Here is a 16,249-nt window from a genome sequence, read left to right on the forward strand (position 1 = left end):
GCTCACACTGCATAACCCTGTTTTACCTGTGACCGGAAAGGTTAGGGTTTATTGCATCTTCTAAAAAGCAATTTACTGATTTATTTATCAGTGGCGTCGTATTGCTTTTTTTCCGGAGCTATCAGTTTCTCATTCGAGAAATTGAGGACCTGCTATTACCTGAAAATAAAGAGATGAAAATGTCTGAATTAAAAATTGCCGTCAGTCGTTCCTGCCCTGATTGTTTTTCTACACAGCGCAGTATCGTTAATGTTGATGAAAGTAATTTCATTGATGTTGCCGCTATCGTGTTATCCATCAATGATATTGAACGAGGTAAACTCGATGAGATTGATGCGACGGGCTACGGTATTCCCGTGTTTATCGCGACACAAAATGAAGAGCGCGTTCCGGCAGAATATCTGCCGCGGATCTCGGGCGTATTCGAACATAATGAAGCCCGTAACGCCTTCTATGGCCGCCAACTGGAGACCGCTGCCAGCCACTATGAAACGCAACTGCGCCCGCCGTTCTTCCGGGCGCTGGTGGACTACGTAAACCAGGGCAACAGCGCATTTGACTGTCCGGGGCATCAGGGCGGTGAATTCTTCCGCCGTCACCCCGCAGGGAACCAGTTTGTTGAGTACTTTGGCGAAACGCTTTTCCGCTCTGATTTGTGTAATGCCGACGTGGCGATGGGCGATCTGCTTATCCATGAAGGCGCACCGTGCATCGCGCAACAACACGCCGCGAAAGTGTTCAACGCCGATAAAACCTACTTTGTGCTGAACGGCACCTCATCGTCAAACAAAGTGGTACTTAACGCGCTGCTGACCCCAGGCGATCTGGTGCTGTTCGATCGTAATAACCACAAATCGAACCACCACGGCGCGCTGTTGCAGGCGGGCGCGACGCCGGTTTATCTGGAAACCGCGCGCAACCCGTACGGCTTCATCGGCGGGATCGACGCCCACTGCTTTGAAGAAGGCTATCTGCGTGAACTGGTCAGCGAAGTGGCGCCGCAACGCGCGCAAGACGCCCGCCCGTTCCGCCTGGCGGTGATCCAGTTAGGCACCTACGACGGCACCATCTATAACGCCCGTCAGGTGGTGGATAAGATTGGTCATCTGTGCGACTACATCCTGTTTGACTCCGCATGGGTCGGCTACGAGCAGTTTATTCCGATGATGGCCGATTGCTCGCCGTTGTTGCTGGACCTGAACGAGAACGATCCGGGTATCCTGGTCACGCAGTCTGTTCACAAACAGCAGGCCGGTTTCTCCCAGACCTCGCAGATCCACAAGAAAGACAGCCATATCAAAGGTCAGTCTCGCTATGTGCCGCATAAACGTATGAATAACGCGTTCATGATGCACGCCTCCACCAGCCCGTTCTACCCGCTGTTCGCCGCCCTGGACATCAACGCCAAAATGCACGAAGGCGTCGGTGGCCGTAACATGTGGATGGACTGCGTGGCGAACGGCATCAATGCACGCAAGCTGATCCTTGATAACTGCCATCACATCCGTCCGTTTGTGCCGGAACTGATCGACGGTAAACCGTGGCAGTCTTACCCCACGGCGGAGATCGCAAACGACCTGCGCTTCTTCCACTTTGTGCCGGGCGAACACTGGCATGCCTTCGAAGGCTACGCCGAACACCAGTACTTTGTTGATCCGTGCAAACTGCTGCTCACGACGCCGGGCATCAATGCGCGCAACGGCGAATACGACACCTTTGGCGTTCCGGCGACCATCCTTGCCAACTTCCTGCGTGAAAACGGCGTGGTGCCGGAAAAATGCGATCTCAACTCGATCCTGTTCCTGCTGACGCCAGCGGAAGACATGGCGAAATTGCAGCAACTCGTCGCCCTGCTGGTGCGCTTTGAGAAACTGCTGGAAGCCGATGCGCCGCTGGCTGACGTTCTGCCGTCAATTTATAAGCAGCATGAAGCGCGTTATGCCGGCTACACCCTGCGTCAGCTGTGCCAGGAGATGCACGATCTGTACGCACGCCATAACGTGAAACAGCTGCAAAAAGAGATGTTCCGTAAATCCCATTTCCCACGCGTCAGCATGAACCCGCAGGACGCCAACTACGCCTATCTGCGCGGTGAAGTCGAACTGGTTCGCCTGCCGGACGCGGAAGGACGGATCGCGGCAGAAGGCGCGCTTCCGTATCCGCCAGGGGTTTTGTGCGTTGTTCCGGGTGAAATCTGGGGCGGTGCGGTGCTGCGTTATTTCAGCGCGCTGGAAGAAGGGATCAACCTGCTGCCGGGCTTTGCGCCTGAACTACAGGGCGTTTACATCGAAGAACACGACGGCCGTAAACAGGTGTGGTGCTACGTCATTAAACCGCGCGAAGCACAGAACACCCTGCTGAAAGGGGAAAAATTATGAGTAAAGCCAAATCCAATAAAATGGGCGTCGTTCAGCTCACCATCCTGACAATGGTCAATATGATGGGCTCCGGGATTATCATGCTGCCCACCAAACTTGCAGAGGTCGGCACCATCTCGATCATCTCGTGGCTGGTGACTGCCGTTGGTTCAATGGCGCTGGCATGGGCTTTCGCCAAATGCGGGATGTTCAGCCGTAAATCCGGCGGTATGGGCGGCTACGCGGAGTATGCCTTTGGTAAGTCCGGCAACTTTATGGCGAACTACACCTATGGCGTTTCGCTGTTGATTGCCAACGTCGCTATCGCCATCTCCGCCGTCGGCTACGGCACCGAGCTGTTCGGCGCCACGCTGTCACCGGTGCAGATCGGTCTGGCGACCATCGGCGTGCTGTGGCTGTGCACCGTCGCCAACTTCGGCGGCGCGCGCATTACCGGGCAAATCAGCAGTATCACCGTCTGGGGCGTGATTATTCCGGTTGTCGGTCTGTGCATCATCGGCTGGTTCTGGTTTAGCCCGACGCTGTACGTCAACTCCTGGAACCCGCATCACGTACCGTTCTTCACCGCCGTCGGTTCTTCTATTGCGATGACGCTGTGGGCCTTCCTCGGTCTGGAATCTGCCTGCGCCAACGCCGAAGTGGTGGAAAACCCGGAGCGTAACGTACCGATTGCGGTATTAGGCGGTACGCTGGGCGCGGCGGTGATTTACATCATCTCCACCAACGTGATTGCCGGGATCGTACCGAACATGGATCTGGCCAACTCCACCGCGCCGTTCGGTCTGGCGTTCGCACAGATGTTTACCCCGGAAGTCGGTAAAGTGATCATGGCGTTGATGGTGATGTCCTGCTGCGGTTCGCTGCTGGGCTGGCAGTTCACTATCGCCCAGGTTTTCAAATCCTCGGCGGATGAAGGATATTTCCCGAAAATCTTCTCTCGCGTAACGAAAGTGGATGCGCCGGTTCAGGGGATGCTGACCATCGTGATTATCCAGAGCGGATTATCGCTGATGACCATCAGCCCATCGCTGAACAGCCAGTTCAACGTGCTGGTTAACCTGGCGGTGGTAACAAACATTATCCCGTACATTCTGTCGATGGCCGCGCTGGTGATCATTCAGAAAGTGGCAAATGTTCCGTCGTCAAAAGCCAAAACGGCGAACTTCGTGGCATTCATCGGCGCACTGTACAGCTTCTACGCGCTGTATTCATCCGGTGAAGAAGCGATGCTGTACGGCTCCATCGTGACCTTCCTCGGCTGGACGCTGTATGGACTGGTATCGCCGCGCTTTGAGCTGAAAAACAAACACGGCTAAAAAAAAAGCCCGGTGGCGCTAACGCTTACCGGGCCTACGATCGTTGTTGTAGCCGGGCAAATGCAGTACCGCCCGGCACACAAACCGCACTTACGCGTTTTTCAGCACTTCGCTGACAATCTCAACCGCTTCTTTTTCGATCTGCTTGCGGTGTTCCTCGCCGAGGAAGCTTTCGCAATAAATCTTATAAGCGTCTTCCGTACCAGAAGGCCGCGCGGCGAACCAGCCGTTGTCGGTCATCACTTTCAGGCCGCCAATCGACGCGCCGTTACCCGGCGCCGCCGTCAGACGCGCGGTGATCGGATCGCCCGCCAGCGTGCTGGCGCTCACCATTTCTGGAGAGAGCTTAGACAATGCGGCTTTCTGCGCAGACGTTGCGCTTGCCTGCAAACGGTTATAGCTCGGCGCGCCAAAGCGAGCCGCCAGATCGTTGTAGTGCTCCTGCGGGTTCTTCCCGGTGACGGCCGTGATTTCCGCCGCCAGCAGGCACATGATGATGCCGTCTTTATCGGTAGACCACGGCGTGCCGTCGAAACGCAGGAAAGACGCCCCGGCGCTCTCTTCGCCGCCGAAGCCGAAGCTGCCGTCGAACAGACCGTCAACGAACCATTTAAAGCCGACCGGCACTTCCACCAGTTTACGCCCCAAATCGTTCACCACGCGGTCGATCATCGCAGAGGAAACCAGCGTTTTACCGACCGCCACCTCTTTGCCCCACTGCGGACGGTGCTGGAACAGATAGTTGATCGCTACCGCCAGATAGTGGTTCGGGTTCATCAGCCCTGCCGGAGTCACGATGCCGTGGCGGTCATAGTCCGGGTCGTTGGCGAACGCCAGATCGAACTTATCACGCAGCGCCAGCAGACCCGCCATCGCGCACTCGGAGGAACAGTCCATACGGATTGCGCCGTCTTTGTCGAGATGCATAAAGCGGAACGTCTGGTCAACGTGATCGTTAACGATAGTCAGGTTCAGGTTGTAGTGCTTAGCAATACGCTTCCAGTATTCGATACCGGAACCGCCCAGCGGATCGACGCCCAGCGTCAGGCCCGCTTTCTGAATCGCCGCCATATCGACGATATCCGCCAGCCCTTCAACGAACGGCTGCACCAGATCCTGCTCTTTAACGTGGCCTGAGGCCATCGCCGCATCCAGAGAGATACGTTTCACGCCCTTCAGGCCGTCAGCCAACAGCGCGTTGGCCCTGTCTTCCACCACTTTGGTGACGTTGGTATCCGCCGGGCCGCCGTTTGGCGGGTTGTACTTAATACCGCCGTCTTCCGGTGGGTTGTGAGATGGCGTGATCACGATGCCATCAGCCAGCGGGCCGCCTTTTTTATTGTGAACCAGGATAGCGTTAGAAACGGCAGGCGTTGGCGTGAAACCATTGTTTTCCTGCACGATGACATCAACACCGTTCGCCGCCAGCACTTCCAGTACAGAGATAAATGCCGGTTCAGACAGCGCGTGGGTATCTTTGCCCACATAACAAGGACCAGTGATACCGTTTTTTGCACGCTCTTCCGCAATCGCCTGGGCGATCGCCAGGATGTGCGGCTCGTTAAAACTATGACGACCTGCGCTACCGCGATGCCCGGACGTACCGAACTTCACGGCGTGCTCTGCATTCCCTGCTTCGGGTTTCAGTACATAGTACTGTGCCGTCAGTTGGGCGACGTTAATCAAATCACTCTGTTGCGCAGGTTGACCTGCACGGTTGTGGATTGCCATTGCCTGGTCCTTTTAATGCAAGGATTAAATTGTTCCGCAAACCTTCTCAATCAATTCCGCCGGGAATTGCATTGACTGCATGATGTGTTCAACCATGCTGCATTTACGGCCGGTGTTGGTGTTGGTAATCACCCAATACGGCGTGCCGGGCACATGTTTCGGTTTGGTTTGATTACCATTTTTCAGCAGCGTTTGTTCATCAGCCGCAAAATAGACGCGCGTACGGCCATGCAACGACTCCGTTGCTTCGGCAAACGCGCGATTATCCAGTGAGTAGAGTGTAGACAGCACCAGCATGAAGCGGTTTACCGCTTTCTTCTGCTCCGCGTACTCGTCGGAAAGCAGCAGTTCACGCATGGCGCGGACTTTATCTTTTACGGGGTTGACGGGCTTCGCTTCCACGATAGCAGGTTGCGCGACGCGAACCTCTTTCGCCGCCGGAGTGACAGGCTGTGATACGGCGGAAAACTTCAACATGCGCCGTAAAATGTCGGATGCGCTCTCGCCAATATGCTTGGTGTGGCTGGCAATATAGCTATAGAGTTCATCATCAACTTCAATCGTTTTCATCTTAATCCAGTGCGGTGTCTTATCTGAATACAAGTCGTTGGGATTACCTGCACGTAGTGTAAAGGCAAATTCCAACAGCGGATAGCGTCAAACCTGGCTGACGGAAAAACTCGGAGTAAACCGTAGTTGTTGCAGCCCTGTGGCAGAATAGTCAACATAATACCCTAACCCGACAGAGCGAAAAAAAGAACTTTGCCATGAAATTGAATATCCGAGCGCAAACTGCACAAAACCTGCACAATAATTCTCCCATCGTCCTCGTTCACGGTTTGTTTGGCAGCCTGGACAACCTCGGCGTGCTGGCGCGCGACCTGGTGACCGATCACGATATCATTCAGGTTGATATGCGCAACCACGGTCTCTCCCCTCGCGATCCGGTGATGGACTACCCGGCAATGGCGCAAGACTTACTGGATACCATTGATGCCGAAGGCATTGAGAAAGCCACCTTTATCGGCCACTCTATGGGCGGTAAAGCGGTAATGGCGCTCACCGCGCTGGCGCCGGAGCGTATTGACCAGTTGGTCGCGATCGACATCGCGCCGGTCGATTACCACGTTCGCCGCCACGATGAAATCTTCGCCGCCATCAATGCCGTCACCGACGCGGGCGCCGAAACCCGTCAACAGGCCGCCACCGTTATGCGTCAACATCTGCAAGAAGAAGGCGTCATCCAGTTTCTGCTGAAATCGTTTATCGACGGCGAATGGCGCTTTAACGTACCGGTGTTGTGGGAACAGTATCCACATATTGTGGGCTGGGAGACCATTCCAGCCTGGGATCGCCCGGCGTTGTTTATCCCCGGCGGCAACTCCCCTTATGTGACCGAAGCATATCGTCACGATCTGCTGGCGCAGTTCCCTCAGGCGCGGGCGCACGTCATCGCCGGAGCGGGCCACTGGGTTCACGCGGAAAAACCCGATGCGGTGCTGCGCGCCATTCGTCGCTATCTGGCAGATAAGGCCAACTGATTAAAAACTCAGCTTCCGCGCGCGATTACGTCCGCGGGCGTTGGCGTGTCTGCCTTGCTGATGTATGATGGCGCGCTATCCATCCGGGCAGACGCCTGGCTGATTGTTTCCCCGAAGTCACCAAAATCATGGCCAAAGAACAAACGGACCGTACGACATTAGATCTGTTCGCACACGAGCGTCGCCCGGGACGACCCAAAACCAATCCGCTTTCGCGTGATGAACAGCTGCGCATTAATAAGCGTAACCAGCTAAAACGCGACAAAGTACGTGGCCTTAAGCGTGTCGAACTGAAACTCAACGCTGAGGCTGTCGATGCGCTGAACGAGCTGGCCGAATCCCGCAATATGAGCCGTAGCGAACTCATCGAAGAGATGCTGATGACTCAACTGGCAGCGCTGCGCGGCCAGGGCGTAGTCTGAAAAACTGCTCAATATCATAAATCATGTAGCACAGAGTGCAGTCCCGCGTGATTGCTGTTTCCGCATGCCTGACTGTTCTGCTATGATTGCCCTTATCTGCGGGCAATACGCCACCACCATTTCAATAAGTTTCAAGAGGTTATTTTACTCATGGCAATCACTGGCATCTTTTTCGGCAGCGACACCGGTAATACCGAAAATATCGCAAAAATGATTCAAAAACAGCTTGGTAAAGACGTTGCCGATGTGCATGACATTGCGAAAAGCAGCAAAGAGGACCTGGAAGGGTACGACATCCTGCTGCTGGGCATCCCGACCTGGTACTACGGTGAAGCGCAATGTGACTGGGATGACTTCTTCCCGACTCTCGAAGAGATTGATTTTAACGGTAAACTGGTGGCGCTGTTCGGCTGCGGCGACCAGGAAGATTACGCAGAATATTTCTGCGACGCGTTAGGCACCATCCGCGACATCATTGAGCCGCGCGGCGCGACCATCGTCGGTCACTGGCCAACGGCGGGCTACCATTTTGAAGCGTCCAAAGGTCTGGCTGACGACGATCACTTTGTTGGTCTGGCTATCGACGAAGACCGTCAGCCTGAACTGACCGCAGAGCGCGTTGAAAAATGGGTTAAACAGATTTCCGGCGAACTGCACCTCGACGAAATCATTAACGCCTGATTTTGTGCGGCGCAGAAAAGCATCTGCGTCGCATCAATAGATAAAACCAATTAAAATAATTGCTACAAATTTGTAACTTTCTTGCCTGACCCTGTACAATGTCCGGGTGTTATTCTGGTATTGCACAGTGTGTTTGTTGGCGATACCTCGTTTTTATTAACAATATTTGCCGGAGGCTTGCAGTTTTCATTTAGGCGTGGCAGTTCTATAATGAAACGCATGATCTCAAGTGCAATTTCTGTCACTTCTTTGTTTGAAGTGAATCGTTTAGCAACAGGACAGATTCCGCATGACTGACAACAATACCGCATTAAAGAAGGCTGGCCTGAAAGTAACGCTTCCTCGTTTAAAAATTCTGGAAGTTCTTCAGGAACCGGATAACCATCACGTCAGTGCGGAAGATTTATATAAACGTCTGATCGACATGGGTGAAGAGATTGGGCTGGCGACCGTGTACCGCGTGCTGAACCAGTTTGATGACGCCGGTATCGTAACCCGCCACAACTTTGAAGGCGGTAAATCCGTTTTTGAGCTGACCCAACAGCATCATCACGATCACCTTATTTGCCTCGATTGTGGCAAAGTGATCGAATTCAGTGATGATTCTATCGAAGCGCGCCAGCGTGAGATTGCGGCTAAGCATGGCATTCGTTTGACGAACCACAGCCTCTATCTCTACGGCCACTGCGCTGAAGGCGATTGCCGGGAAGACGAGCACGCGCACGACGCGAAGTAATGTGAAACCTGCTAAAAAGCCAACCGACCGGTTGGCTTTTTTTATGCCTCCGACCCGGTAGCGGCCTTAAAAAACGCAAACGGGCGGAGAGTTCTCTCCGCCCGCCATTAACCCGCCCTGCTTTTATTTGGCGCTATTTTTACTGCGAATTTCCTGCCAGATTTTGTCGCAATCGGCGGTCACCGCCTGATCGTTCCCCGTACGCGTAGCCTGAATGCACTGCTGATAATCCAGCACGCGCACGCTCTCTTCTGTAGCAAACTGCTTGTGCTGGTCATCTTTCTTCAGCACGTTCAGTACGCTCTGACAGGCCTCAATTTTCTCTGGCGAACCTTGCGCCGTATTGATGCAGGCGCTGTACGCCTCTTTTAACTGACTGTCTTCTTTGGGCGCGGTTGGCTGCGCGCAGGCCACCAGTCCCGATGCCATCATGGCGATGAGTAACAGTTTTTTCATATCAGTGTCCTCAACGTTGCGGCAGACAAATCGCCTGCCGCAACGGGCATCAGAAAATAGTGAACGGAGCGATAACCATGAACTTCACGTCACGTTCATCCTGGAAGATGTTGCCGTAACCGCCGCCCCAGCTTGGAATGTTGGAGTGGTTGTCATATTCCGTGAAGTGCAGTTTAAACATGGTGCCTTTGGCACGGCCTTCCTGTAGGGTGTAGACCGCATCAAGGCTGTAAGAAGACTCTTCAATGGTACGGTTTTTGTCATAGTACGCATCCGGGGTAATCTGCCAGGTTGATGGCTTCGCGTCCCAGGCGTAAACGTATGACGCCCCCACTGCCCAGCCCGGCAGGTTCCAGTTTTTCAGATCGTACATCGCACCGAAGAAGACGGCTTTTTCGCCGTTGGCGTTAAAGTCTGAGCGGTTATCCCACCAGATATCCAGACGACCGTTTGAGGATGCGTAAGTTGGCGTCATACGTTGCAGGAAGTAACCTTGTTGACCGTCCGCCTTAACCCAGGTCCCTTCCAGGCGCAAATCGACGACTTCGGCCACTTTGTAACCGAAAGTCAGCGCCTGCAACCAGGCGGTGCCGTCATAAATATCGTTTACGCTGCGATCATCAACTTTGTCGCGCGCACCATAGAACTGATAGCTGGTGGTGAACGGGTTACCGCCCAAATCAAATTTGTAGCTGGCTTTGGCAAAATACTGGTCGACATACCCTTCTGACTGACCAAATGCCGCTTCCAGCACGAGGTCATTTTTGAAATCGTATTTAGCGCCGATAGAGTGGAGGTAATCCACTTTGGTCTTTTTATCGGCCTGATAGAATTTATCAACATCGGTGTGCCACGGCGCTTTATATTGGTTGGCCCACATATAGGAGAAACTCAGCGCGCCCGCATCACCGTAGTCAAAATTCGCTCCGGCTTCCGCGCCCTGATAAGTACCCGGCATAAAGCTCCAGTGCGGCGCTAACAGCGTCTGACCGGTCGGCTGGATATACCCCGCACGCGCCCAGGTTGGCCCGTACTTAAATTTTGCCGCGGCTTTATAAAGGCTGATCCCGCTCTTATCGCCAGAATAATCTTCATCGTAACCTTTATTCTTTTTCGAGAAGGCGATTTCGTTGGGGTGTCCGCTGTCGCCGTTTTCCGCCATTTCTATCGCGGTAAATGCCGCGATATCCAGACCGAACATATCAGCCGCATAACCAGACTGGAAATCCAGGTTGGCGTTCCAGGTCGCGTGTGAAAGGTTGGTTTTATATTTGTCATCGTCGGTGACATCTTTACGGTCACGCTCACGCTGCCAGTAATAGATGCCGCCTGTTAACGTGGAATCGTCAATAAAGCCTTCGGCCTGAGCCTGTGGAACGACGACCAAACCTGACATTGCTGTAATACCGGCGATAGCCAGCGCCAGCGTACTACGTTTGCCACTAAACGTACGCATGTGTTAATCCTCTTTGACGTATAAAATGCTGCCGAACAAAAGCGGACAGCGAAAAATAAAAATGTAAAAGTAGCGTTGAGAAAAACCTCGCAGACTACAGTGAACAGACTATTTTTCGCGACGCGAATTATCAATCTCTTTCTGTAACGAGAATGTAAGAGTATGAGCAACCGCACATATTTCATTGCTTTCTGTTACATTTTCATCAGGCGCTAAAAAAGATGAACAAAAGTTAAAATTGTCTTGTTTTCCATGCACATGAAATCGGTTTCACATGAAATGATATTCATTCCATAAATTCACTATGCCAAAACTATTTTGTTGCGAAATTATTTTCCTGGCGGCATTAATTCGCTCTGCAAACAGAGAGCGGGATGACAAAATGGAAAGGATAAAAAAACGCCGCAAAATGCGGCGTTGGAAGGTGATGTGATGCGGTGGCTTTACTCGCCCGCTTTAGCCCACGTATCGCGCAGACCTACGGTACGGTTAAACACACGTTTATCCGCCGTTGTGTAGCGGCTGTCCAGGCAGAAGTAGCCTTCACGCTCAAACTGATACGCTTTACCCGCTACGGCGTTCTGCAACGACGGTTCCGCGTAACCCTGCTTAATCACCAGCGATTCAGGGTTGATCACGGACAGGAAGTCCTCTGCGGCCCCCGGGTTCGGCACGCTGAACAGACGATCGTACAGACGAATTTCAACCGGCAGCGCGTGTGCCGCGCTTACCCAGTGAATGACGCCCTTCACTTTACGGCCATCGGCCGGATCTTTGCTCAGGGTGTCCGCATCATAGGTACAGAAGATGGTGGTGATATTGCCTTCCGCATCCTTCTCCACGCGCTCAGCTTTCACCACATAGGCGTTACGCAGACGCACTTCTTTCCCCATCACCAGACGCTTGTACTGCTTGTTCGCTTCTTCGCGGAAGTCAGCACGATCGATCCAGATCTCACCGCTAAACGGTACTTCACGGCTGCCCATTTCCGGTTTGTTCGGATGGTTCGGCATGGTGACCATTTCGCTTTCGCCCTGCGGGTAGTTTTCGATAACCAGTTTCACCGGATCGATAACCGCCATCGCGCGCGGTGCGTTTTCGTTCAGATCTTCACGAATGCAGGACTCCAGCGACGCCATCTCAATGGTGTTGTCCTGCTTGGTAACGCCGATGCGTTTGCAGAATTCACGGATGGAGGCCGCGGTATAGCCACGACGACGCAGGCCAGAAATGGTCGGCATACGCGGATCGTCCCAGCCTTCAACGTGTTTGTCCGTCACCAGCAGGTTCAGCTTACGCTTGGACATCACGGTATATTCCAGATTCAGGCGCGAGAATTCGTACTGACGCGGGTGAACCGGGATGGTGATGTTGTCCAGCACCCAGTCGTACAGACGACGGTTGTCCTGGAATTCCAGCGTACACAGAGAGTGCGTAATGCCTTCCAGCGCATCGCTGATGCAGTGGGTAAAGTCGTACATCGGGTAGATGCACCACTTGTTGCCGGTCTGGTGGTGTTCGGCAAATTTAATGCGGTACAGCACCGGATCGCGCATCACGATAAACGGCGACGCCATATCAATTTTGGCGCGCAGGCACGCTTTACCTTCTTCAAAACCACCGGTACGCATTTTTTCAAACAGCGCCAGGTTCTCTTCCACGCTGCGATCGCGAAACGGGCTGTTTTTACCCGGCTCTTTCAGCGTACCGCGATATTCGCGGATCTGATCCGGCGTCAGCTCATCGACGTACGCCAGACCTTTGGTGATCAGTTCAACCGCATACGCATGCAGCTGATCGAAGTAATCTGAGGAGTAGCAAACGTTGCCAGCCCAGTGAAAACCTAACCACTCGACGTCGTTTTTGATCGAATCAACGTACTCGATATCTTCTTTTACCGGGTTGGTATCATCGAAACGCAGGTTGCACAGGCCCTGATAATCTTGCGCGATGCCAAAGTTCAGACAGATGGATTTCGCGTGGCCGATGTGCAGATAGCCATTCGGCTCCGGCGGAAAACGGGTGTGGATTGTGGTGTGCTTACCACTGGCCAGATCTTCATCGATGATCTGACGAATAAAGTTAGTCGGGCGGGCTTCAGCCTCACTCATCGTGGATTCCTCAAAGCGTAAACAACGTATAACGGCATATGATCTTATAAGCCGGACAGACTGACAACCTTTAGTTACTTAAAAAGTGGCTTTGAAGAAAATATGGGGGCTGATTGCTGTAAAAAAAAGCGACGGCGCTTTGCCGGATGACGGCTACGCCTTATCCGGCCTACAAACTGTGTCGAACCGTAGGCCTGATAAGCACAGCGCCATCAGGCGCATTTGCCGGATAGCGGCTATACCTTATCCGGCCTACAGGCTGCAAAAAAAAGCGGCGGAGGTTTCCCCCCGCCGCTCAGGCACAAACTCTACTCAGGAGCGATTATTTGCCTTTAATCTCATACAGTGGCGTTTGACCCGCAACCACCTGACCTTCAGCTTTAATCACCAGACCGCTGAAATCGTCAATGTTGCTGCAAACCACCGGGCTAATCATCGAGCGCGCATTGGCGTTCAGGAACTCCAGATCCATTTCCAGGATCGGCTGACCGGCAACCACTTCGGCACCCTCTTCCACCAGGCGTTTGAAGCCCTGACCGTTCAGCGCAACGGTATCGATCCCCATGTGGACAACGATTTCCGCGCCTTTTTCAGTCTCCAGGCAGAACGCATGATTGGTGTTGAAGATTTTCACAATGGTGCCTGCCGCCGGGGAAACAACGGTTTTATCCGTTGGTTTCACCGCCACGCCGTCGCCAACCGCTTTGCTGGCGAACGCTTCGTCAGGAACCTGTTCCAGCGCAACCACGTCACCCGTGACTGGAGAAACCAGCGTCGCGATAGTCACCGCATTAGGAACCGCCTGCGGTTTTGCCGCCGGCGCCGCAGTCACTGGCGCGCTGTCAGCAGACGCTGCCGCAACCGGGCCACGCGCCACCACTTTCTTCATTTCGTCGCCGATAGATTCCGCTTTCGCGCCGACGATAACCTGGATGGTCTGTTTGTTCAGTTTCACCACGCCGGACGCACCAAGACGTTTACACATCGCATCGCTCACGCGAGCCGCATCGGCAACGGTCAGACGCAGACGGGTGATGCAGGCATCGATCGCTTTCAGGTTATCCGTACCGCCAACCGCAGCAATGTAGTTGGTCGCCAGTTGGGTCATACCTTCTTCAGTGTTGCTGTTCGCTTCGTCAGTCACGATATCGTCGTCTTTATCTTCACGACCTGGCGTTTTCAGGTTGAACACGCGAATTACCGCGCTGAACAGCAGGAAGTAGATGACGAAGAAGACCGCGCCCATCACCAGCAGCATCCAGACGTTTTTGCTGGCCGCAGGCAGGCTATACATCAACACGTAGTCAATTGCGCCTGCGGAGAAGGAGAAGCCCGCATGAATACCCAGCAGCGTCGCGATGAACAGGCTGATACCGGTCAATATTGCGTGCAGGAGGTACAGCAACGGCGCCAGGAACATGAACAGGAATTCCAGCGGCTCAGTAACACCGGTCAGGAACGCGGTGATCGCAACGGACAGCAACATACCGCCAACCATTGGACGACGCGCTTTCGGCGCAGCGAAGTACATCGCCAGCGCCGCACCCGGCAGACCGAACATCATGATCGGGAAGAAGCCGGACATGAACATCCCCGCCGTGCCGTCACCCGCGTAGAAGCGGTTGATGTCGCCGTGGAATACCGTACCTGCCGTGTTAGTGAACTCGCCAATCTGGAACCAGGCGATAGTGTTCAGCACCTGATGCAGACCTGTCGGGATCAACAGACGGTTGATGAAACCGAAGATACCGGAGCCCAGCGCGCCCGCGCCGACAATCCATTCACCGCCTGCATGAATAGCGTGCTGAACCGGAGGCCAGACGTAACCGAAAATCGCCGCCAGCACCAGACAGAAGAAGCCCGTGGCGATCGGCACAAAACGTTTGCCGCCAAAGAAGCTCAGGAAATCAGGAAGTTTGATACCGGACCAACGGTTATAAACGGCGCCGCCCACCAGACCGGTAATGATACCCGCCAGGACGCCCATGTTGATTTCCGGGTTAATCGTCACCATCGCTTTGGTCAGTACGAAGTACCCGACCGCACCCGCCAGCGCTGCTGCACCCGCGCTGTCCTTAGACCAGCTGGATGCCACACCGATGGCGAAGATCAGTGCGAGGTTATCGAAGATCGCCCCGCCCGCCTGCGCGATAAAGGCGACATTCAGTAAATCTGGTTGACCGAATCGCAGCAACAGTGCCGCCACCGGCAGCACTGCGATAGGGAGCTGTAACGCCCTACCCAGTCGCTGGAAAAAACCTAAAATATTCATCTTATTCCCCCTACGAGACCCCGATTAGGCTTCTGGAAGCCATTTTTTTATTGTGCGACAAATCGTTAAAGCGTGATGTTTGGCAACAACGGTATGAATTATTCATCTACGCTCAGAGTGTGTGAAAAATTAATTCGTATCGCAAATTAAACGCGTGTTTTTTGTGATTTGAATCACCAAATATCGTTATTCACCCTCCCTTATACTGGCTAACTGCGAAAACTTATTTTATCATTCAAAAAATCAACACGGATTAGCGCCTGTCCATACGAATCCAGGTTACGCTTACTAACGTACAGATGCTCAATCCGCCAATTTATTACTTTTACTTTTGAGGTGAAGAATGAGACTGATCCCCCTGACGTCCGCAGAACAGGTCGGCAAATGGGCTGCTCGCCATATCGTTAACCGTATTAACGCCTTCAAACCTACCGCCGATCGCCCGTTTGTCCTGGGCCTGCCGACCGGCGGCACGCCGCTGACGGCGTATAAAGCATTAGTCGAAATGCACAAAGCGGGCCAGGTCAGCTTTAAGCATGTGGTGACATTCAACATGGACGAATATGTTGGCCTTCCGAAAGAACACCCGGAAAGCTACCACAGCTTCATGCACCGCAATTTCTTCGATCACGTTGATATTCCGGCAGAAAATATTAACCTGCTCAACGGTAACGCGCCGGATATCGATGCGGAATGCCGTAATTATGAAGAAAAAATCCGTTCTTACGGTAAAATTCACCTGTTTATGGGCGGCGTAGGTAACGACGGCCATATCGCGTTTAACGAACCGGCTTCTTCCCTGGCTTCCCGTACGCGTATCAAAACGCTGACCCATGACACCCGCGTGGCAAACTCCCGCTTCTTTGACGGCGACGTCAACCAGGTGCCGAAATATGCGCTGACCGTAGGCGTGGGTACGCTGCTGGACGCAGAAGAAGTGATGATTCTGGTGCTGGGCCATCAGAAAGCGCAGGCGCTACAGGCGGCTGTCGAAGGCAACGTCAACCACATGTGGACCATTAGCTGTCTGCAACTGCATCCGAAAGCAGTCGTGGTGTGCGACGAACCTTCCACTATGGAACTGAAAGTTAAGACACTGAAATATTTCAACGAGTTAGAAGCCGAAAATATTAAAGGTCTGTAATGTTA

General features: G+C 53.5%; 13 protein-coding genes. 7 read left to right on the top strand and 6 right to left on the bottom strand.

Annotation, left to right across the window (positions count from 1 at the left end):
- Positions 1-179: 179 nt before the first annotated feature.
- A complete protein-coding gene (gene speF / locus FD428_RS14945; RefSeq protein WP_049009856.1) occupies positions 180-2,378 on the top strand; it encodes an ornithine decarboxylase SpeF in 2,199 nt (732 codons plus the stop codon).
- Positions 2,375-3,694, top strand: coding sequence for a putrescine-ornithine antiporter (potE, locus tag FD428_RS14950; protein ID WP_058668769.1), 1,320 nt, complete (start codon positions 2,375-2,377; stop codon positions 3,692-3,694). The genes speF and potE overlap by 4 nt, the downstream gene beginning before the upstream one ends.
- Before the next feature lie 90 nt (positions 3,695-3,784).
- Here potE and pgm read toward each other — a convergent pair whose 3' ends face one another.
- Positions 3,785-5,425, bottom strand: coding sequence for a phosphoglucomutase (alpha-D-glucose-1,6-bisphosphate-dependent) (gene pgm, locus FD428_RS14955; protein WP_058668768.1), 1,641 nt, complete (start codon positions 5,423-5,425; stop codon positions 3,785-3,787).
- Between the two features lie 24 nt (positions 5,426-5,449).
- A complete protein-coding gene (seqA, locus tag FD428_RS14960; protein WP_047458147.1) occupies positions 5,450-5,995 on the bottom strand; it encodes a replication initiation negative regulator SeqA in 546 nt (181 codons plus the stop codon).
- A 197-nt stretch (positions 5,996-6,192) separates the two neighbouring features.
- On the opposite strand from seqA, the gene ybfF reads away from it, so the two are divergent.
- From ybfF to fur, 4 genes are all read left to right on the top strand, one after another.
- Positions 6,193-6,966: an esterase gene (gene ybfF / locus FD428_RS14965; protein ID WP_049009846.1), complete on the top strand. Its 774-nt coding sequence runs from the start codon at positions 6,193-6,195 to the stop codon at positions 6,964-6,966.
- 128 nt (positions 6,967-7,094) lie between these two features.
- A complete protein-coding gene (ybfE, locus tag FD428_RS14970; protein WP_012133315.1) occupies positions 7,095-7,388 on the top strand; it encodes a LexA regulated protein in 294 nt (97 codons plus the stop codon).
- A gap of 150 nt (positions 7,389-7,538) precedes the next feature.
- Positions 7,539-8,069 carry a flavodoxin FldA gene (gene fldA, locus FD428_RS14975; protein ID WP_047458152.1) on the top strand — a complete coding sequence of 177 codons (531 nt, stop codon included), beginning with the start codon at positions 7,539-7,541 and terminating at the stop codon, positions 8,067-8,069.
- Positions 8,070-8,358: 289 nt separating this feature from the next.
- Complete coding sequence (gene fur / locus FD428_RS14985) at positions 8,359-8,805, top strand: ferric iron uptake transcriptional regulator (protein WP_007373881.1); 447 nt, start codon at positions 8,359-8,361, stop codon at positions 8,803-8,805.
- A gap of 123 nt (positions 8,806-8,928) precedes the next feature.
- Here the strand turns inward: fur and chiQ are convergent, their stop codons facing one another.
- From chiQ to nagE, 4 genes are all read right to left on the bottom strand, one after another.
- On the bottom strand, positions 8,929-9,261 hold the full coding sequence (chiQ, locus tag FD428_RS14990) for a ChiQ/YbfN family lipoprotein (protein ID WP_047458156.1): 333 nt from the start codon (positions 9,259-9,261) through the stop codon (positions 8,929-8,931).
- A gap of 49 nt (positions 9,262-9,310) precedes the next feature.
- Positions 9,311-10,717 (bottom strand): chitoporin, encoded by a 1,407-nt coding sequence (chiP, locus tag FD428_RS14995; protein WP_012133319.1) that lies wholly within the window; start codon positions 10,715-10,717, stop codon positions 9,311-9,313.
- Between the two features lie 443 nt (positions 10,718-11,160).
- Positions 11,161-12,828: a glutamine--tRNA ligase gene (gene glnS, locus FD428_RS15000; RefSeq protein ID WP_012133322.1), complete on the bottom strand. Its 1,668-nt coding sequence runs from the start codon at positions 12,826-12,828 to the stop codon at positions 11,161-11,163.
- A gap of 322 nt (positions 12,829-13,150) precedes the next feature.
- Positions 13,151-15,100 (bottom strand): PTS N-acetyl glucosamine transporter subunit IIABC, encoded by a 1,950-nt coding sequence (nagE, locus tag FD428_RS15005; RefSeq protein ID WP_012133325.1) that lies wholly within the window; start codon positions 15,098-15,100, stop codon positions 13,151-13,153.
- Between the two features lie 343 nt (positions 15,101-15,443).
- Between nagE and nagB the strand changes: the two genes are divergently transcribed.
- A complete protein-coding gene (gene nagB, locus FD428_RS15010; RefSeq protein ID WP_012133326.1) occupies positions 15,444-16,244 on the top strand; it encodes a glucosamine-6-phosphate deaminase in 801 nt (266 codons plus the stop codon).
- The last annotated feature ends 5 nt before the right edge of the window (positions 16,245-16,249 follow it).

The sequence above is a fragment of the Citrobacter sp. TBCP-5362 genome, from assembly GCF_005406305.1.
Lineage (GTDB): Bacteria > Pseudomonadota > Gammaproteobacteria > Enterobacterales > Enterobacteriaceae > Citrobacter_B > Citrobacter_B koseri.